A 17,930-nucleotide genomic window follows, 5' to 3' on the forward strand; every position below is an offset into this window, starting at 1 on the left:
ATTCCGACATTCGGCTCTCCGTGCGTCACACGCCGTCGAGCCCGCATTCGGCCCAGATGACCTTGCCCTCCGGGATGTAGCGGGTCCCCCAGCTCTGCGCCAGCTGTGCGACGAGGAACAGACCGCGGCCGCCTTCGTCGGTGCTGGCCGCCCGGCGCAGGTGCGGGGCGGTGTTGCTGGTGTCGGAGACCTCGCAGATCAGGGTGCGGTCGTGCAGCAGCCGTACCCGGATGGGCCCGGCGCCGTGCCGGATGGCGTTGGTGACCAGTTCGCTGAGCATCAGCTCCGCCGCGAACGCGGCGTCGTCGAGTCCCCAGTCGGCCAGCTGCCGCATCGCGGCGGCACGTACCTCGCTGACCAGGGCCGGGTCGGCCGCCAGGTCCCAGGTGGCGATCCGGCGGGGGTCCAGGGCATGGGTGCGGGCGACGAGCAGGGCGATGTCGTCGCAGGGGTGCGCGGGGGCCACGGCGTCCAGGACCGTCTCGCACACCTCCTCGGGTGCGAGCTGCGGACGGGCCAGCGTTTCGCGCAGCTGCTCGAGGACCGCGTCGACGTCGCGGTGCCGGTCCTCGATGAGTCCGTCCGTGTAGAGGACCAGCTCACTGCCCGCGGGGAGGTGGACCTCGGTGGATTCGAAGGGCAGACCGCCGAGGCCGAGCGGGGGCCCGGCCGGCAGGTCGGGGAAGAACACGGTTCCGTCGGGGCGGACCACCGCGGGCGGCGGGTGGCCGGCGCGGGCCATGGTGCACTGCTGCGAGGTCGGGTCGTAGACGGCGTAGAGGCAGGTCGCGCCGATGATGCCGGGACCGGCGGCGGGGTCCTCCCGGTCCAGGCGCCCCACGACGTTGTCGAGGTGGGTGAGGACCTCGTCGGGCGGGAAGTCGAGTTCGGCGAAGCTGCGGGCGGCGGTGCGCAGCCGGCCCATGGTGGCCGCGGAGAGCATGCCGTGGCCGACGACGTCGCCGACGAAGAGGCCGACGCGGGTCCCCGAGAGGGGGATGACGTCGTACCAGTCGCCGCCCACGTCGGATTCGGCGGGCAGATAGCGGTGGGCGACCTCGACGGCGTCCTGGTCGGGCAGGCCGTGCGGGAGCAGGCTGCGCTGGAGGGCCAGGACCATGGCGCGTTCGTGGGTGTAGCGGCGGGCGTTGTCGACGGACAGGGCGGCGCGGGCGGCGAGCTCCCGGGCCAGCGAGCGGTCGTCGTCGTCGAAGGGGGTGGGGTCCTGCCCGCGGTAGAAGCTGACGACTCCCAGGACGACACCGCGGGCCACCAGCGGGACCGCGACGAGCGAGTGGACGTGGGGCAGCAGCTGTTCGGTGTCCTCGGGGTCCTGGGCGAGCCAGCCCGCGGCGGCCTTCAGGTCGGGTTCCAGAACCGCCTCCCCGCTGCTCAGACAGCGCAGCTGGGGTGTTCTGGGGCCGAAGCCGACCAGCGTGCCGACGGGGCTGAAGGGAAGGTCGTCGCGGATGCCGTGGACCACCGTGCGGAGCAGGTCGTCGATCGGGTCGGCGGACTCCTCGCCGCGCAGCACTGCCTCGGACAGGTCGACGGTGACGAAGTCCGCGAGTCGGGGGACGGCCGTCTCGGCGAGCTCCTCGGCGGTGCGGCGCACGTCCAGGGTGGTGCCTATGCGGGCGCCGGCCTCCGACAACAGCTCCAGACGGCGCCGGGCCTCCAGGGCGTACGTCCCCACGTGCGGCTCCCCCACCAGCACGAGCCCCCTCGCCCCGGTCGGCGTGCCCGGGGTGTCACCGGCCGCACCCTGGGCCCGGTCAGCCGGGTCCATGGGCCTGCCGTCCGTGCCGTCCGGCGTCGCACCGTCGGTTTCGGCGGCCGCCACGAGGCTGCCGTCCGCGTCCGTGAGGACGTGGCCGGGGGGCGTGGCGTCGGGAAGGTACACGGGCGGCGGCCCGGCGACGGAGAGGCGGGCGGGGACTGCGGTGATGGGAACGGCCTTGAGCAGCGGGACGAAGGGGGTGGCGCCGCCGGGCTCGACGAGCGGGCCCGTCGGCTCGCCGGGCCGACGCGGCAGGTCGAGGCGGTGTCCCGGACCGTCGGTCGTGTGCTCGGGCTCGTCGGTCTGGCGAGGTATGACGAGGAGTTCACCCGGCGAGGAACCGGGGAGCACGGCCTCGATGGCGACGCCCTCCACCCCGGAGGCGCTCGTGATCGGGCGGCTCACCAGCGTGATCCGTCGCCCGCCGGGAAGGGGCACGTCGACGGCGGCCCGCTGGGCGCGGGAGATCAGCTCGGCGGCCTTCTCCATGACGATCGCGTGGTCGCGGGGGTGCAGTTCGAGGGCCAGCGCGTCCACCCCGACGCCGCGGTGAGGGGTGGCCGTCGTGTCCAGGTAGGCCCGCAACAGGGCGCGCTCCCGCCCGGAACTCTGCGCGAGGAGCCGCCGTTCGATGGCCCCGGCCGCCTTGCGGATCACGGTGGACAGGGCCGGGTCCTCGGAGCTGCGCGGATAGCCGAGGCACAGGACGCCCTCGATGCGCCCGCTCAGCGGGTCGCGGACGGGCAGGGCGCGGCAGGCACTGCCCTGGGAGCGCTCGGCGAAGTGCTCGGCGCCGTAGACGCTGATGAGCTGCCGTTCCGCGAGAGCGAGGCCGATGCCGTTGGTGCCTGCGAACTGCTCGGCGAACACGAACCCCGGGACGGTCTGGATCGCGGGGAGCCTGTCGGCCATGGACGCCCGTCCGAACCGGCGCAGCAGGACCGTGCCGTTCCCGTCGGCGACGGAGATGTTCATCTCGCTGCCGGCGAACCTGGACTGCAGCCGGTCGAGCACCGGCACGGCGGCGCGGACGATCCGGCCCTCCGGATCGAAGTCGTCCCGGAAGGGGAGGTTCGACTGGTCCGGCGAGAGGGCCAGGGACCGGCAGCGCCGCCAGGAGTCCAGGATGGACGAGCGCACACCGGTCTCGATCGACTCACCCTGCAGAAACCGCTCACGGGAGCGAACGGGACCCGTCCCCCCTGCCGCGCGCCCCATGGGCGTCGGTTCTCCGCCGGACCGAACCACGTCTCGCCTCATGCACACCCGCGATAATCCACATTTCGCAAAGAATCTGGCATTGACGAGGATACGGGCATCAGGGGCACGAGTCACTGTCGGACCGGGTGCGACCGTGCGCCACGGCCGCACCCGCCGCTACGGGCCAGTGCCGTGACCGGAAAGGTTTGCCGGGAAGCTCGCGGCGTCCGGTGGTGGGGGCACCTCCCACGCCGTTCAGGCAGTGGGGGAGCATCGCAAGGCGGAGCATCGCCCGTGTACCTGGCACGCTCACCTGCGCTGATGGGCTGCCGTGGGTTTCCTGGTACTGCGGATCGGTCGCCGTGCCGTTGTCGGGGTCGAGGGTCGGCACTCCTGTGGTGGAGTCGTAGCCGACGTAGTCGTTCTCGTCGGAGTAGTAGGCGACGAGCTTGCCGCCCCGGGCGACCAGGTGCGGCTCCCAGACCGGATCCTGCTGCGCGGCGGTGTTGGCGCTCGAGATGTTCTTCCCGCCGCCGCCCTGCCATCCGCCGGCGGCGATGATGTTCTGGAAGGACCAGGTCGCGCCGTCGTCCATGCTGAGTACAGCGCGATCGACACGTCCTTGCGGTCGCCGTCTTCGGTCGGCGTCCAGCTGGGGTCGGCGTTCCTGTGCTCCCTGTAGTAGGCGTCGTCGCCCGAGACCACGCTCGCGAGCAGCAACGTGCCGGCCTTCAGTGCTCCGACGTCCTGCGGGAGCACGTAGAGGTAGGGGTTGGTCCAGTTGCTCGTGTACTTCGCGTACTGGGGGTTGCTGGACAGCTCGGCCGGAGGCTTGACGTCGGAGAGCTTCTGCCAGGTCGTGCCGTCGTCGTCGCTCTTGTAGACGGGCAGCGTCTGCCCCACCGGATCACCCTGGCTGTTCTCGAACGACGCCACGATGCGGCCGCCGGGAAGCCGGGCCGATTTCGGATACAGAACGCAGGGCTTCTTGTTGCACGAGGCGGGATTGTCAGCCACGTAGAGATTCGACGGGATCGGCTGATACGCCGACGCACTCGTCGCGGCGGCGACGGCGAAAACCAGGCCGACTCCGAAAGCCGTCGCTGTCGCGAAAGCCTTCCGTATCAAGGGTTTTGTCATTGCGGTCCCTCTGCGGGTCTGGTGGGCGGCCGTCAGACCCGGGAAAGGCTGTTCCACGGCCGGATTGCAGTATTGGGATGCGAAGCCGCAATGTCACCGCTGCGTTTCCGAAAGTGTTTCGTACGCCGCCCTTCTCCGGTATTGACGCGCGCGGCGGGCCCCGCTTACTTTGCGCGGAGTTTCCCGGCCAGGCATGCAGAACGGGCGTCGAGTGACAAGTCGAGGCAAGGACCGACAGGAAGCGCAGTACGGTCTGCTGACGAGCATCGCCACCGAGGCGGGAGTCTCCCTCAGCACCGTCTCCAAGGTGGTGCACCGGCGCCGGGACGTCGGCGCGGCGACGCGGGCCAGGGTCGAGGAACTCCTCGACCGGCACGGGTACGTCCGCTCCTGGGAGCCCGTTCCCGGCACGCCCCGGCAGATCATCGCGGTGTTCCGGGACCTGTCCGGGCCGTACACGCTGGAGGTCGCGCGCGGCATCGTGGACGCCGCCGGGGAACTCGGCATCGACGTGGTCACCGGGACGACGAACCGGCGGTCGATCTCCGGCTGGCTGGAGGAGTGCGTGGCGCTCGGCGCGGCGGGGATCGTCATCGTGATCTCGATGCTGTCCGAGGAGGACCAGCGCCGGATCGTCGAGCAGCGGCTCCCGGTGGTGCTGATCGACCCGCTCAGCGCGCCCACGCAGGACATCCCCAGCATCGGGGTGACGAACTGGAGCGGCGCCCGGGACGCCGTGCAGCACCTGCTGGGCCTGGGGCACACCCGGGTCGGCATGGTCGCGGGCCGCTCGCACTCACTGGCGGGGGCGGCGCGCGTGCACGGCTACCGGGCCGCGCTGGAGGAGGCGGGGGTCCCCTACGACCCCGCGATCGTGCGCTCGACCGACTTCGACTACGCGGAGGCGCTCGCCGCGGGCCTTCAGATCCTGCGGGCCGAGGATCCGCCGACGCCGTGTTCGCGGCCAGTGACGCGCAGGCGCTCGGCGTGCTGGAGGCCGCCCGTCGGCAGGGGCTCGCCGTGCCGGACGACCTGGCGGTGATGTCCTTCGACGACACGCTGGTGGCGGCCATGGCGTGCCCGCCGCTGAGCGCGGTGCGGCAGCCGTTCGAGGAGCTGGGGCGGGAGGCGACCCGGGTGCTGCTGGACCTCTCCCAGGGCCGGCCGCCCGCGTCCTCGCGCATCGAACTCGCCACGGAACTCGTGCTGCGGACGTCGACGGCCGCCCAGCCGGCGCCTGCGCGCACCGTCGGCCGAGCGGCCCTCGCTCCCCAGGACTACGTCAGCGCAGGGCGCCCTTCGTCGCGTCCGCGATGAACCCGCGGGCGAAGAAGGTGAACACCAGCACCAGCGGGATCACCGCGAGCAGCACCCCGGACATCACCATGCTGTAGTCGGTGGAGTGGCCGGCGTACAGCTGGGCGAGCGCGACCTGGAGGGTGAGGCGGTCGGGGTTGACCAGCATCACCAACGGCAGGACGTAGTCGTTCCAGGCGGCGATGAAGGTGTAGATGCCGAGGAACGCCAGCGCCGGGCGGACGCAGGGCAGCACGACGTGCCAGTACTGGCGGAAGAACCCGGCACCCTCGATCCGGGCGGCGTCCAGCAGCTCGTCGGGGACACCGCTGCTGGTGTACTGGCGCATCCAGAAGATGCCGAAGGCGTTCGCGGCGGCGGGCACGATGAGCGCCTGGAGCGTACCCAGCCAGCCCAGCTGCACCATGATCTCGTACTGCGGGATGATCGCCAGCTGGGTCGGCAGGATGTACATCGACACGAGCAGAGCGAAGAGGAACTTCTTGCCGGGAAACTCGTATTTGGCGAAGGCGAAGGCCGCCAGGGAGTCGAAGAACAGCACCAGCGCCGTCGTACAGACCGCCACGATCACGGTGTTGAACAGCGACCCGAAGAAATCCATCTTGGCGAACAGGTGATGGACGTTGGTCAGCAGATTGCCGCCGAACCACAGCTTCGGCGGATAGCTGTAGATGTCCTGCGAGCTGTTCGTCGCCATGACGATGATCCAGTAGAACGGGAACACCGAGATGACCACGCCGAGCATCAGGATCACGTGGACGCTCAGCCCCCGGACGCGCTTGCGGTTCAGGGCGTTCATGGCCGTCGCTCCTTACGCTGCACCAGGCGCCAGTTGATGAGCACGATGAGCAGGATCAGCAGGAAGAAGGCCCAGACGATGGCGGCGCCGTAGCCGAAGTCGTTGTTGTCGAAGGCCTGGTGGTAGAAGTACAGCAAGGTGGTCAGGCCCGCCTGGCCCGGTCCGCCGGAGTTGGGGTTGGTGGCCGCCTCGCTGCCGAACAGCACCTGCGGTTCGGTGAAGCTCTGCAGGCCGCTGACGGTGGAGACGATCACGGTGAACAGGATGATGGGCCGCAGCAGCGGGATCGTGACGGAGAAGAAGATCCGCACGGGGCCGGCCCCGTCCATCTTGGCGGCCTCGTAGAGCTCCGAGGGGATCGCCTGGAGACCGGCCAGGTAGATGATCGCGTTGTAGCCGGTCCACTGCCAGGTCATCAGGGCCGCGATGACCAGCTTGATGGTCCACTCGTTGCTCATCCATGGCACGGCGGACACGTGCACCGATCGGAGGATGGCGTTGATCAGGCCGAAGTTGTTGCTGAAGACCGCGCCGAAGAAGATCGCGATGGCCACCAGTGAGGTGATGCTGGGAATGAACAGGGCGACGCGGTAGAGCGCCGTGAATCGCTTGGTGGAGTTCACCAGCACCGCGAGCACCAGCGCGAGGAAGAGCATCGGCACCGTGGACAGCACCCAGATGATGAGGGTGTTGCGGATGGACAGCCAGAACACCGGGTCGTCCCACAGGAAGCGGAACTGCTGGAACCCGACGAAGTGCATCTCCCCGATGCCGTCCCACTTCTGGAACGCCAGATAGACGGTGTAGATCACCGGGAAGAGCATGAAGACCGAGAAGAGCAGGTAGTACGGCGAGACGGCCAGGTACTGCGGCCAGTACCTGGTGGCCCGCCGCCGCGGCCCGGGCCGGGCCCCGGCCGACACCGGCCGGATCCGCCGGCCGTGCCGGCCCGGGCCGCCGCGGGGGCGGTCCGGGGCCGGTCGGCCGGTGGGCGCGGTGTCGGATCCGGAGGACGGTCCGGTGGCGGCCGGGCCGGCTACCGGGCTTGACGACATGTCACTTCACTCCCTGCCGCTGGGCGATCTGCTTGGCCTGGCTGACCGCGTCCTTCCAGGCCTGCTCGGGGTCCTTGCCCTTGGCCTCGATGCTGGTCAGCTCGCTGTAGTAGGGCGCGGAGACCGCCGAGTCGGCCGGGGCCTCGTAGGCGGCGGGTATCTTCTCGGCCGCCGGGCCGAAGATCTCGATGGTCTTCTGGCCGCCGAAGAAGGGGTCGCCGCCGGTCAGCGCGGGCAGCTTGTACGCGGCCGGGGCGGTCGGGAACAGGGCCGCGTCGGTGAAGCCGCGGGCCTGGTTCTCCGGGCTGAGGATCCAGCTGATGATCTTGAAGGCCTCTTCGGGGTTGCCGCTGGTCGCGGGGATGGCCAGGAAGGACCCGCCGAGGTTGGACGGCCCGCCCGGCAGGCTCGCCACCCGCCACTTGCCCTTGGTGCCCGGCGCGGCGCTGCTGATGTCCAGCGCGTGCCAGGCGGCGCCGATCTCCGTGCCCAGGGCGCCGCCGCTGATGGCCGCGTTCCAGGTGTTGTCATTGATCTTGGCGTCGATGCCGAGGGTGTAGGGCTTCACGGCCGTGGTCCAGGCGGTACGGATGTGGTCCTGGTCGCCGATGAACTTGTTGTCCTCGTCGATGAACCGCTGGGTGCCCTGGCCGACGATCATCGAGAAGACCGAGCTGATGTTGTTGACCAGGTAGGTCTTGGGCAGGGCCTTGTGCAGCTCGACGCCGGCCTTGAAGTAGTCCTCCCAGGTGGACAGCTCGGCGGAGACCTTGGCGGGGTCGGTGGGCAGTCCCGCCTTGGCGAAGAGGTCCTCGCGGTAGAACGTGGCGCAGGGGCCGATGTCGATAGGGAAGCCGATGAGCTTGCCGTCCTGGGTGGTGGCCTGCTTCAGCTTCCACGAGAGGTACTGCGGGGCCAGCTTGTCCGCGCCGACGGTCTTCAGGTCGATGAAGCGGTTGGCGTTGGGCAGGAAGGAGGCGATGTCCTCGCCCTTGATGCCGGTGATGTCCGGGGCGGACTGGGCCGCTCGCAGACCGGTGAGCAGCTTGGTCTTGAAGTCGCCGCCGACCACGGAGGTCTTCAGGGTGATGTCGGAGAAGTGCTTCTTGGCGTCCGCGACGACCTTGTCGCTCAGACCGCCGGACCAGTACCAGAGGCTCAGGTTCTTGCTGTCCTTGCTGCCGCTCGACCCTGAGCCGCCACCACCGCACGCCGCGGTGGCGCCGGCCGTGGCGGCCGCGAGTACTGCGGCCTGAAGGAATCGTCTGCGGGAAAGGTCCACGATCTTCTCCTAGTTTCCGGCATGTCCGGCGTGTCCGGCATGTCCGACAGGGCCTGTGTGGGCGCGGGGGCCGCGAAGGGCCGGGTGGCTGAAGAGCATCGGCGTAGGTATGGAACCCTTCAGCCACCCGGGGCTCTACCTGGTCCTCTCAGACGGTGCCGACGCGTCCGTGACGGCGTGATGCACCGTTGATCCGCTTCGGCCGACCGGAGTGGGGTCCGGACCTGGCTCCGAATTACGCAAGAGCGTGCACCCGGTGCGCGAGTTTGACAAGGGTCAAGCAGCAATCGAGACATTCATGCGCGACTTTGCTTGAGTTTGGCGAGTTCGCGAGTATGGTCAACGCATGCTCCCTGACCGAAGACATCAGCTGATCCTGCGTGTCCTGCGCGCCGACGGGCCCACCACGGTGGTCCTGCTGGCCGAGAGGATCGGGGCCAGCCAGGCCACGATCCGGCGGGACCTCGCGCAGCTGGAGGAGGAGGGACTGCTCAAACGCGTCTACGGCGGCGCCGCCCCCGTCGTCGGTGAGGACGATCCGTTCGCCGACGTCGCCGCGGTCCGCGTCGAGGCCAAGGACGCGCTGGCCGCGTGGTGCGCCGACCTGGTCCAGGACGGCGAGACGGTCCTGCTCGACATCGGCACCACGGCCCACCGGGTGGCCCGCCACCTGCACGGCCGGTCGCTGACCGTGATCACCAGCAACCTTGCCGTCTACGAGGAACTCCAGGACGACAAGGACGTCCAGCTGATCCTGCTGGGCGGCGTGGTCCGGCGCGACTACCGCTCGCTGGTCGGCTTCCTCACCGAGGACAACCTGCGGCAGGTGCACGCCGACCGGCTGTTCCTCGGCACGAGCGGGATCCGCCCCGACGGGCAGGTGCTGGACACCACCGCTGTGGAGGTGCCCGTCAAGCGGGCGATGATCGCCGCGAGCGCCCAGGTGGTCCTGCTGGCGGACGCGGGCAAGTTCCCGGGCACCGGAATGGCCCGGGTGTGCGGTCCGGAGGAGCTCGACGTGGTGGTGACCAACGCCCCCGGGGACGAGAAGACCTGTGGCCGGTTGCGTGAGGCGGGAGTGGAGGTGGTCGAGGTATGAGACTGACGATCCTGGGCGGTGGGGGCTTCCGGGTCCCGCTGGTCTACCGGGCGCTGCTGGGCGACCGCGGCGCGGGCCGGGTCACCGACGTGACCCTGTACGACCTGGACGCCTCCCGGCTGACGACCATCCGGAAGGTTCTCGCCGACCAGGCGGCCGGGCACCCCGACCCGCCCTCCGTCACCGTCACCACCGACCTGGACGAGGCGGTCACCGGAGCCGACTTCGTGTTCTCCGCCATCCGCGTCGGCGGCCTCGCCGGGCGCGCGGCGGACGAACGCATCGCCCTCGAGGAGGGGGTGCTGGGCCAGGAGACCGTCGGAGCGGGCGGCATCTCCTACGGCCTGCGCACGATCCCCGTGGCCCTGGAGATCGCCCGCCGTGTCGCGGCCCTCGCCCCCGACGCCTGGGTCATCAACTTCACCAACCCCGCGGGCATGGTCACCGAGGCCATGACCGCCCACCTCGGCGACCGCGTGATCGGCATCTGCGACTCCCCGGTGGGCCTCGGCCGCCGCGTCGCCGGAGCGCTCGGCGCCGACCCCGCCCGTGTCCGCCTGGACTACGTGGGCCTGAACCACCTGGGCTGGCTGTGCGGTCTGTACGCCGACGGCCGGGATCTGCTGCCGTCCCTGTTCGCGGACGAGACCGCGCTGACCTCCTTCGAGGAGGGCAAGCTCTTCGGCGCCGACCTGCTGCGCACGCTCGGCGCGCTGCCCAACGAGTACCTGCACTACTACTACTTCCACCGCGAGTCGGTCGGCTCCGCCCAGGCCTCCGAGCAGACCCGCGGGGCCTTCCTCCACTCCCAACAGCAGCGCTTCTACGAGTCCCTGGGCACCGTCGCCGGCGACCCGCCCCCGCCCCGCGCCGCCTGGAACGCCTGGGACGCGACCCGGCTGGAGCGCGAGACCACCTACATGGCCGAGAACCGCGACGCCGTCGGCATGGGCGAACGGGACTCCTGCGACCTGGAGTCCGGCGGCTACGAGCAGGTCGCCCTCGCCCTCATGCGGGCCATCGCCCTGGACGAGCGCACCACCCTCGTCCTCAACGTCCGCAATCGCGGCCGGATCCCTGTGCTCGACGACGACGCCGTCATCGAGGTCCCCTGCCATGTGGACGCCAACGGCGCACGCCCCATCGCCGGCGCCCCGCTGCCCGACCACGGCCAGGGCCTGGTGTGCGCGGTCAAGGCCGTCGATCGCGCGGTGATCCACGCAGCCACCACGGCCGACCGCTCCCACGCGGTCAAGGCGCTGACGATCCATCCGCTCATCGACTCGTACGCCGTCGCGAAGCGTCTGCTGGACGCCTATCAGCGCCACTTCCCGGAACTCGAGTATCTGGGCCGCTGATTACACAACTCGATGCGTGGCACTTTGATATGACGGGTGTTCAGCGATCGACGTAGAGGGGGACGTGGTGCTCTCCAGGCATACGGCGATGATGTGCGCGGCCGCTGTGCTGGCCCTGGCCGGCTGTTCCGCCGGAGGCGGCGGGAGTTCGGCCGAGCCCTCTCGTACCACGGCCTCCCCCACCGCGGCCTCCACCGCGGCTCCCGCCCCCTCTTCCGTTGCGCCCTCGACCGACGCGCCCACCCCTTCCCCGTCCAGGTCGGCCCCGGCTTCCGCGAGTCCCTCGCCGGTGCCCGTCACCGGCCCGGAGCAGAAGCTGGTGACCATGACGGTCAGCGGCGGCTTCGCGGGGGTCAACCAGAAGGTGGTCCTGCGGGGCGACGGCACCGTCCGCACGATCGACCGGGGCCGGACCACGGTGCGCCGCACCACCGCGGCCCAGTTCAGGAAGCTGCGTACGCTGCTCGGGGATCCGGCGCTGGCCGACGTCCCCGCGTTCACCATGAACAGCGGGGCGGCCGACATGTTCCAGTACGCGCTTCAGTACGACGGCCGTACGGTCATGACGGACCGCTCCTCCGACGAGCCGGCGCTCGACCGCCTCATCGACGCCCTGACCGAGTGGCTTCCGGCGCACTGACCCCGAGGGCGCCACAGCCCTACTCTTACCCCCGTGACCAGCTTCGATCAGGTAGGCAGCGCCCCCAGACCACAGTCGTTGATGCTGACCTTCTTCGGCATCCACGCCCTCGGCCGGGAGGTCGCCCTCTCGGCCGGCAGCCTGATCGAGGTGTTCGGGCAGGCCGAAATCACCGAGGACGCCGTACGGTCGACGCTCACCCGCATGGTCAAGCGCGGCCTGCTCGAACGGCACCGACGGGGCCGCAAGACGTACTTCGGGCCGACCGAGCGGGCCACCAGGGTTCTCCAGGACGGCCACGACCGGATCTGGCACACCGGGGCGGTCAACCGGGACTGGGACGGCACCTGGACCCTCGTCGGATTCTCGCTGCCGGAGGCGTGGCGCAGTGAGCGGCACGATCTGCGGTCGCGGCTGGTGTGGGGCGGTTTCGGGCCGCTGCAGAACGGCCTGTGGGTGGCGCCCGGCACGGTGGACGTGCCCGAGGTGGTGGCGGGGCTCGGCCTCGACTCGTACCTGCGGGTCTTCCAGGGGGCCGCGGCCGTCGGCCCGACCGACGCCCGCACCGTGCTGCACAGCGCCTTCGACGTCGAGTCCATCGCCAAGGGGTACGAGGCGTTCCTGACCCGGTGGAGCACGGACGCCCCGCAAGCGGGTGGGACGAGCGCTCTCGTGCGGCAGTTGCTGCTGCACGCGGACTGGCTGGAGCTGGTGCGGCAGGACCCGCATCTGCCTGCCGAGCACCTGCCCGAGGGCTGGCCCGCGGCCGCCGCGGAGGAACGCTTCCACGATCTGGCGCACCGCTGCGAGGAGCCGGCCCGCCAGGAGGCCGCCACCGCGCTGGACATGATCCAGGCGGCCCTCCCGTAGGCAAACATTGGGCAGCCCATTGACCGCTGTCGAAAAACTGCCCTACATTCATCGCGTTCTCGGCACCGCCATCCCCCGCAAATGCGCCAAATCCCTTGAATCCGCTCAAAGGGGAGCCTCCGTGTCCACCGAAACGCGCACCCAGCCCGACTCCACCGCCGACCCCCAACCGTCCGGTGGTCTGCCCGTCGGCACCCTCGTCGCCGGCTGCTTCGCGGTCTGCCTGGCGCAGATCGCCCTGGCCATGCCGGCCACCCTGAACGGCCTCTTCCAGGAAGACCTGCATCCCGTCGGATCGCAGCTGACCTGGATCTCGGACGCGTTCCTGCTGCCCGTCTCCGTCCTGGAGTTGACCTTCGGCGTCCTCGGCGACCTCTTCGGCCGCAAGCGGCTGCTGGTCGGCGGCGGCGCACTGCTCGTCGTCGGCGAGGCGCTGGCCGCCGCCAGCACCGGCATCCACATGCTCTGGGTGGGTCAGGCCATCGCCGGTCTGGGCGCGGCCGCGCTGTTCCCGACCTCGCTCGCGATGATCGCCGCGGGCACCCACTCGGCCCGGGATCGCGCCCGCACCATCACCATCTGGGCCGCGGCGCTCTCCAGCGGCGGCTTCATAGCCCCCGTCCTCGGCGGCATCACCGGCAACTACGGCTCCTGGCGCTGGGCGTTCATCGTGGTCACGGGTCTGGCCGTCGTCAGTACGCTGCTCAGCCAGTTCCTCGCGCAGAACTCCAGCGCGCCGCAGGGCCGTTCACTCGACCTGGCGGGCCAGATCACCATCGGCGTCGGCATGTTCGCGCTGCTGTACGCGGTGATCCAGGGCCCGGCGGACGGCTGGACGGCGACGCCGGTGGTGATCGCGTACGTCGTCGCCGCGGTGTTCATCGGCCTGTTCATCGTGGCCGAGCGGCGCGCTGCCTCTCCCCTGCTCCGCCTCGACCTGTTCAGGAACCGGGCCTTCGCGGTGGCGTCTTTCGTGGCGGTGGTCGGCATGTTCAGCTACCTCGGCACCGCCTACGCGACCAGCATCCGGCTCGGTCCGATCCAGCACCAGAGCCCGCTGCGCGGCTCGTTCGCGTTCATCCTGCTCAACTGCTGGACACTGCTGCTGATGCCGGTGATCTCCCGGCTGCTGGAGCGGGTCAGCGCGCGCTGGGTGCTCGGCCTCGGCCTCGCGCTGATGGCCCCGGGAGACTTCCTGGCGGCGGCGCTTCCGGTGGAGGACCGTGCCCTGACCTCGCTGATCCTCCCCATCGGACTGGTCGGCGTGGGCTTCGCCCTCACGGTCTCCTCCATCACCGCGACCGCCGTCAACACGGTGCCGGTCCACTACGCCGGCATGGCCAGTGCGTCGACGAGCCTGCTGCGGGACTTCGGCTTCACGCTCGGCCCGGCCGTCATCGGTGCGATCGCCCTCAGCCGCGCCGCCGACGAGTTCACCCGGAACCTCGCCGCGTCCGGCCTCTCCGCCGACGTCAAGGCTGCGGCGGCCCAGGTCGCGGCGGAGGGCGGCCCCCTCGCCTCGAACTCCGTCCCGCCGTCCTCCCCGCCGGGAGGCGCGGTCCCCATCGCCCTGGAAGCCCTCGGCAACGGCTACGCGATCGGCTACGTCGTCTGCGGCATCGCAGCCCTGGCCTGCTGCCTCCTCAGCGTGATCGCCCTGCGCGGCACGAAGGACGACTCCGCACCGGTGACCGTCACGAAGACGGAGGAACCGGCGGCCGCCTGAACGGCGAACACCCCGAGCGTTCGGTGCCGTACCGACCTCTGGTCCGGCATCGCACGCGTCGGCGCTGCGGCGCCGGAGCCGCCTCCGGTCGGGCACACACGCCCTCGCGCTCCCGACCTTGACGGGCCGTCTGCTCATGGCACCGGTGCGGGCCCCGGCCTGGAACTCTCGCGCCCCCAGGCCCGACGCGGGTGCCGTGCTCCGCGGCCCTCGGCCGACAGGGCCCCCTCAGCGGGGCCGCAACTCCCCCGAGCCGCGAGGGACGAGGCGGGTGGGGATCTCCGTGGAGCGTGCTCGGGAGCGGTCGCCGTCCAGGCGGGCCAGGGCGATGGTCGCCGCCGTGGCTCCCATCGCCGTCGGCTCCTGGGCGACAACGGTGAGGGCGGGTTCGAGGGCCTCGGCGAGCGGGATGTCGTCGAAGCCGACGAGCGCGACGTCCTTGCGGCCGGCGCGGGCGAGGCCGAGCACCGCTCCCATCGACGCGAAGTTGTTCGCCGCGAACAGCGCGGTCGGCGGGTCCGCGAGGGTCAGCAGACGCTCGGTCTCGGCCGCGGCGCCCCGCACGTCGTGGCCGCCCGCCACCAGTGCCCTGTCGTACGGCAGCCCGGCCGCCACGAGGGCGTCCCGGTAGCCCTCCAAACGCTTCCGGCGCGTGTACAGCGCGGCCGGGGTGTCCCCGACGAAGCCGATCCTTTGGTGGCCGTGCCGGATCAGGTGTGCGGTGCCCTCGCGGGCACCCCCTCGGTTGGAGCTGAGCACGCTGTCCGTGGTCAGGCCGGATCCCGGCCGGTCGAGGAAGACGACCGGCAGCCCGGCCGCGCGTTCGGCCTTGAGGTAGCCGTGGTCGGCGCTCGGCGTCGGCGCCATGAGCAGGGCGCTCACCCGGCGGGCCAGGAACGTGCCGACCAGGGAACGCTCGCGCTCGGCGTCCTGCGCGGACGAACCGACGAGCAGGGTGAGGCCCCGGTCGTGAGTCACCGACTCGATGCCGCTCACCACCGTGGCGAAGAACGGGTTGCTCATGTCCGGCACGATCAGGCCGATGGCGGTGTCGCTCCTGCCGAGCCGCATGTGCCGCGCCATGAGGTTGGGCCGGAACCCGAGTCGTTCGACGGCCTCCATCACCCGCTCGCGGGTCGCGGGGGCGACCGGCCCGTCCTCGTTGAGCACCCGCGACACCGTCTTGGCGCTCACACCGACCTGCTGTGCCACATCACTCAGCGTGGGGCGGCGGGACACCGGCATGGTCAGTTCTCCTCAGTGGTAGTCAGCGACGACACTACCTCTGCGGTCGGCCGCCGCCGGCGGGGGCGTGTCGTCACCGGGGCGGCCCTGCATGCGGCTCAGGCCCGGGGCGGCACCAGCCCCTGCCGGACCGCGAACAGCGCGGCCTGGGTGCGGGAGGTGAGGCGGAGTTTGCGCAGGAGGTTGCTCACATGGGTGCGGGCGGTGCGTTCGCTGATCACCAGTTCGTCGGCGATCTGCTGGTTCGACCGTCCCTCGGCGACGAGGACGAGGACGTCACGCTCCCGGCCGGTGAGCGCGGCGAGCCCGGTCGGCGGCGAGACGATCTCCTGCGTGAGTCCCCTGGCCACCGCCGGGTCGAGGAAGACCTCCCCCCGGGCGGCGGCGCGGATCGCGGCGACCACCTCGCCCGCCTCGGCGTCCTTGAGGAGGTAGCCGGCCGCGCCCTGGGCGAGCGCGGCGTGGACACGTTCCATCTCACCGAAACTGGTGAGCACCACGACCCGTACATCGGGGTGGCGCTGTTTGATCGCCCCGATCGCCGTCGCCCCGTCCATCCTCGGCATGAGCAGGTCGATCAGGACCACGTCGGGCAGTTCCCGGTGCGCCGCCATCGCGTCCAGCTTGGTGAGCGCCTCCTGCCCGTCGGCGGCCTCCGCGGCCACCTCCATGTCGTCCAGGACCTCGAGATAGGCGCGGATCCCCCGGCGTACGACGGCGTGGTCGTCGACGATCAGGACCCGGATGGCGCGGGGTTCCGCGTCCTGCTCAGCGGCACCGCCCGCTGGGCTGTCCGCGGGCCGTCCGGATCCGAGGGGGGCGACTCCGGGACCCGTACGGGGAGGGGTACGACGACGCGCACGATCGTGCCGCTCTTCGCGCCGGACCTGATTCTCATGGTGCCGCCCCATCGCTCCGCCCTTTCGCGCATGGTTGTCAGTCCGTAGCCGTGGTCCCAGGCCCGGCCGCCGGCCGTCCGGTCGCCCGCGCCCTGCGGGGCGGCCCCGCGCCCGCCGGACTCCGCGAGTCCGCGGCCGTCGTCGCGGACGCTCGCGGTGAGGGTGTGGTCGCGTACGCCGAGGCGGATCGTGACGGTGGTGGCCTCCGCGTGCTTGACCACGTTGTGGAGGGCCTCGGCGACGATCCGGTACAGGTCCTCGGCCGGTTCCGCCTCCACCGCGTCCAGGTCCCGGCCGCACAGCAACCGGATCGTGAGGCCGGTGCGGTTCTCGGTGCTCTTGACCAGCGCGCTCACCGCGTCCTCCAGGCCGAGCCGGCTGGAGGAGGACGGACGCAGTTCGTGGACCATCGCCCTCAGGTCGGCGAGGACGGTCCGCGAGAGTGTCCCGATCTCGCCCGCGAAGGCCCGCACGGTCTCGGCGCGAACCGCTTCGCCGCGCGCGCCGAGCACGCCGACGGCGTTGGCCTGCATGCCGATGGAGAACACCTGCTGGACGATCGAGTCGTGCAGGTCGCGGGCGAGGCGCTGGCGCTCGCCCCGGCGCGCCCCCTCCCGCTCGCGCTGGAGCAGGGTGGCGTAGTCGACGGCGAGGGCGGCCTGTTCGGCCATGGCGGCGAGGAACTCCAGGGTCCGCCCGCCGATCTCCTGCCCCGGTGCGAAGTAGGCGTTGAGCACGCCTTCGGCGCGGCCGCGGGCCATCAGCGGAACGCTGACGAAGGAGTCCCAGTTCAGCTCCCCGAGGTAGTCGTGGAGCGGTTCCCAGGCCGGGTCCTCGCGGATCTGGGCCCACCGGTGCGGGACGACGACCGGTCGGCGCTCCTTGAGGGTGTCCAGCATGCACAGCCGGGCGCCCCGGTCGCGGCACTCCAGCAGACGGTCGAGGAACACGTCCCAGTGCCGCAGCCCCGCGGAGCCCATCAGGCGCAGTTCCCGTCCGGTGCTGTCGAGGGTGAGGATCTGTGCGCCGGCCAAGCCGTCTGCCTGGACGATCTGCCGCGCCACGGCGTCCAGCGTCGAGCCGAGCGAGCCCTCGGAGGCCAGCGCGATCGACGTCTGCGCCATGGCAGCGATCCTGCGATGCCGGTGCCGTTCCTCGGTGACGTCGCGGAACGACACGACCGTGAACGCCGGGTCGGCCCGCAGGCCGCGGGCCCGGTAGGCGAACTCGCGCCCGGGGCCGGAGGCCGGCGTCCAGGGGGCGACCTGCTCGTCCGAGTGGACGGCATGGTCCGCCGGCGGCCCCGCCGTGTCCCGGGCGCATCGGTCCGCCGGCGCGAACGGGGACGGCACACCGAGCAGGTCGGCCTCCTCGCCCGCCCCGAACAGCGCGACCGCCGCCGGGTTCAGCCGTACGAACCGGCCCGCGCGGTCCAGTACGGCGAGGCCGTCCGGCGCGACGGCGGCGACATCGTCCCACCCGACGAGCGGCGTACCGGACATGACCGATCTCCTCATCGT

Annotated in this window: 14 protein-coding genes and 1 pseudogene; 7 read left to right on the plus strand and 8 right to left on the minus strand. The window is 71.1% G+C overall.

What is annotated here, in order from left to right:
• Positions 1-25: 25 nt before the first annotated feature.
• Positions 26-3,028, minus strand: coding sequence for a SpoIIE family protein phosphatase (locus ACGFNV_RS17190; RefSeq protein WP_393623268.1), 3,003 nt, complete (start codon positions 3,026-3,028; stop codon positions 26-28).
• Positions 3,029-3,320: 292 nt separating this feature from the next.
• Positions 3,321-4,120 (minus strand): annotated as a pseudogene (locus tag ACGFNV_RS17195) (sialidase family protein); the annotation flags it as partial.
• Positions 4,121-4,331: 211 nt separating this feature from the next.
• Between ACGFNV_RS17195 and ACGFNV_RS17200 the strand changes: the two are divergent.
• Together ACGFNV_RS17200 and ACGFNV_RS17205 are read left to right on the plus strand one after the other, a co-directional pair.
• Positions 4,332-5,162, plus strand: coding sequence for a LacI family DNA-binding transcriptional regulator (locus tag ACGFNV_RS17200; RefSeq protein ID WP_393623270.1), 831 nt, complete (start codon positions 4,332-4,334; stop codon positions 5,160-5,162).
• Entirely contained in the window at positions 5,108-5,437 is a 330-nt protein-coding gene (locus ACGFNV_RS17205) for a substrate-binding domain-containing protein (RefSeq protein ID WP_393623335.1), read from the plus strand. Before ACGFNV_RS17200 ends, ACGFNV_RS17205 begins: the two co-directional genes overlap by 55 nt.
• Here ACGFNV_RS17205 and ACGFNV_RS17210 read toward each other — a convergent pair.
• The 3 genes from ACGFNV_RS17210 to ACGFNV_RS17220 are packed head-to-tail and all read right to left on the minus strand — an operon-like array spanning position 5,403 to position 8,573.
• On the minus strand, positions 5,403-6,236 hold the full coding sequence (locus ACGFNV_RS17210) for a carbohydrate ABC transporter permease (RefSeq protein ID WP_393623272.1): 834 nt from the start codon (positions 6,234-6,236) through the stop codon (positions 5,403-5,405). The genes ACGFNV_RS17205 and ACGFNV_RS17210 overlap by 35 nt on opposite strands.
• Positions 6,233-7,291, minus strand: a complete 1,059-nt coding sequence (locus ACGFNV_RS17215; protein ID WP_393623274.1) for a carbohydrate ABC transporter permease — start codon at positions 7,289-7,291, stop codon at positions 6,233-6,235. Before ACGFNV_RS17215 ends, ACGFNV_RS17210 begins: the two co-directional genes overlap by 4 nt.
• A 1-nt stretch (position 7,292) precedes the next feature.
• On the minus strand, positions 7,293-8,573 hold the full coding sequence (locus ACGFNV_RS17220; protein ID WP_393623276.1) for an extracellular solute-binding protein: 1,281 nt from the start codon (positions 8,571-8,573) through the stop codon (positions 7,293-7,295).
• Positions 8,574-8,919: 346 nt separating this feature from the next.
• Between ACGFNV_RS17220 and ACGFNV_RS17225 the strand changes: the two genes are divergently transcribed.
• The 5 genes from ACGFNV_RS17225 to ACGFNV_RS17245 all read left to right on the plus strand — a co-directional run bounded on the left by ACGFNV_RS17225 (position 8,920) and on the right by ACGFNV_RS17245 (position 14,266).
• Positions 8,920-9,672, plus strand: a complete 753-nt coding sequence (locus ACGFNV_RS17225) for a DeoR/GlpR family DNA-binding transcription regulator (RefSeq protein ID WP_133929991.1) — start codon at positions 8,920-8,922, stop codon at positions 9,670-9,672.
• Entirely contained in the window at positions 9,669-11,030 is a 1,362-nt protein-coding gene (locus tag ACGFNV_RS17230; protein ID WP_393623278.1) for a 6-phospho-beta-glucosidase, read from the plus strand. The genes ACGFNV_RS17225 and ACGFNV_RS17230 overlap by 4 nt, the downstream gene beginning before the upstream one ends.
• 67 nt (positions 11,031-11,097) lie before the next feature.
• Positions 11,098-11,670: a hypothetical protein gene (locus tag ACGFNV_RS17235; RefSeq protein WP_393623280.1), complete on the plus strand. Its 573-nt coding sequence runs from the start codon at positions 11,098-11,100 to the stop codon at positions 11,668-11,670.
• 33 nt (positions 11,671-11,703) lie between these two features.
• The gene (locus ACGFNV_RS17240) at positions 11,704-12,540 is read left to right on the plus strand and encodes a PaaX family transcriptional regulator C-terminal domain-containing protein (protein WP_393623282.1); all 837 of its coding nucleotides are present in this window, start codon (positions 11,704-11,706) and stop codon (positions 12,538-12,540) included.
• A 121-nt stretch (positions 12,541-12,661) separates the two neighbouring features.
• Positions 12,662-14,266 (plus strand): MFS transporter, encoded by a 1,605-nt coding sequence (locus ACGFNV_RS17245; RefSeq protein WP_393623284.1) that lies wholly within the window; start codon positions 12,662-12,664, stop codon positions 14,264-14,266.
• A gap of 228 nt (positions 14,267-14,494) precedes the next feature.
• Here ACGFNV_RS17245 and ACGFNV_RS17250 read toward each other — a convergent pair whose 3' ends face one another.
• The 3 genes from ACGFNV_RS17250 to ACGFNV_RS17260 form a co-directional block, all read right to left on the minus strand.
• Complete coding sequence (locus ACGFNV_RS17250; RefSeq protein WP_393623285.1) at positions 14,495-15,511, minus strand: LacI family DNA-binding transcriptional regulator; 1,017 nt, start codon at positions 15,509-15,511, stop codon at positions 14,495-14,497.
• Positions 15,512-15,609: 98 nt separating this feature from the next.
• A complete protein-coding gene (locus ACGFNV_RS17255) occupies positions 15,610-16,257 on the minus strand; it encodes a response regulator (protein WP_393623337.1) in 648 nt (215 codons plus the stop codon).
• The gene (locus ACGFNV_RS17260) at positions 16,245-17,912 is read right to left on the minus strand and encodes an ATP-binding protein (RefSeq protein WP_393623287.1); all 1,668 of its coding nucleotides are present in this window, start codon (positions 17,910-17,912) and stop codon (positions 16,245-16,247) included. The genes ACGFNV_RS17255 and ACGFNV_RS17260 overlap by 13 nt, the downstream gene beginning before the upstream one ends.
• Between the last annotated feature and the right edge of the window lie 18 nt (positions 17,913-17,930).

Source organism: Streptomyces sp. NPDC048751, assembly GCF_043198595.1.
Lineage (GTDB): Bacteria > Actinomycetota > Actinomycetes > Streptomycetales > Streptomycetaceae > Streptomyces.

Excerpts from the sequence above, each read along its gene's own strand:
- ACGFNV_RS17215 (WP_393623274.1), bottom strand. The coding sequence starts at position 7,291 with ATGTCGTCAAGCCCGGTAGCCGGCCCGGCCGCCACCGGACCGTCCTCC.
- ACGFNV_RS17210 (WP_393623272.1), bottom strand. The coding sequence starts at position 6,236 with ATGAACGCCCTGAACCGCAAGCGCGTCCGGGGGCTGAGCGTCCACGTG.
- ACGFNV_RS17225 (WP_133929991.1), top strand. The coding sequence starts at position 8,920 with ATGCTCCCTGACCGAAGACATCAGCTGATCCTGCGTGTCCTGCGCGCC.
- ACGFNV_RS17260 (WP_393623287.1), bottom strand. The coding sequence starts at position 17,912 with ATGTCCGGTACGCCGCTCGTCGGGTGGGACGATGTCGCCGCCGTCGCG.
- ACGFNV_RS17250 (WP_393623285.1), bottom strand. The coding sequence starts at position 15,511 with ATGCCGGTGTCCCGCCGCCCCACGCTGAGTGATGTGGCACAGCAGGTC.
- ACGFNV_RS17230 (WP_393623278.1), top strand. The coding sequence starts at position 9,669 with ATGAGACTGACGATCCTGGGCGGTGGGGGCTTCCGGGTCCCGCTGGTC.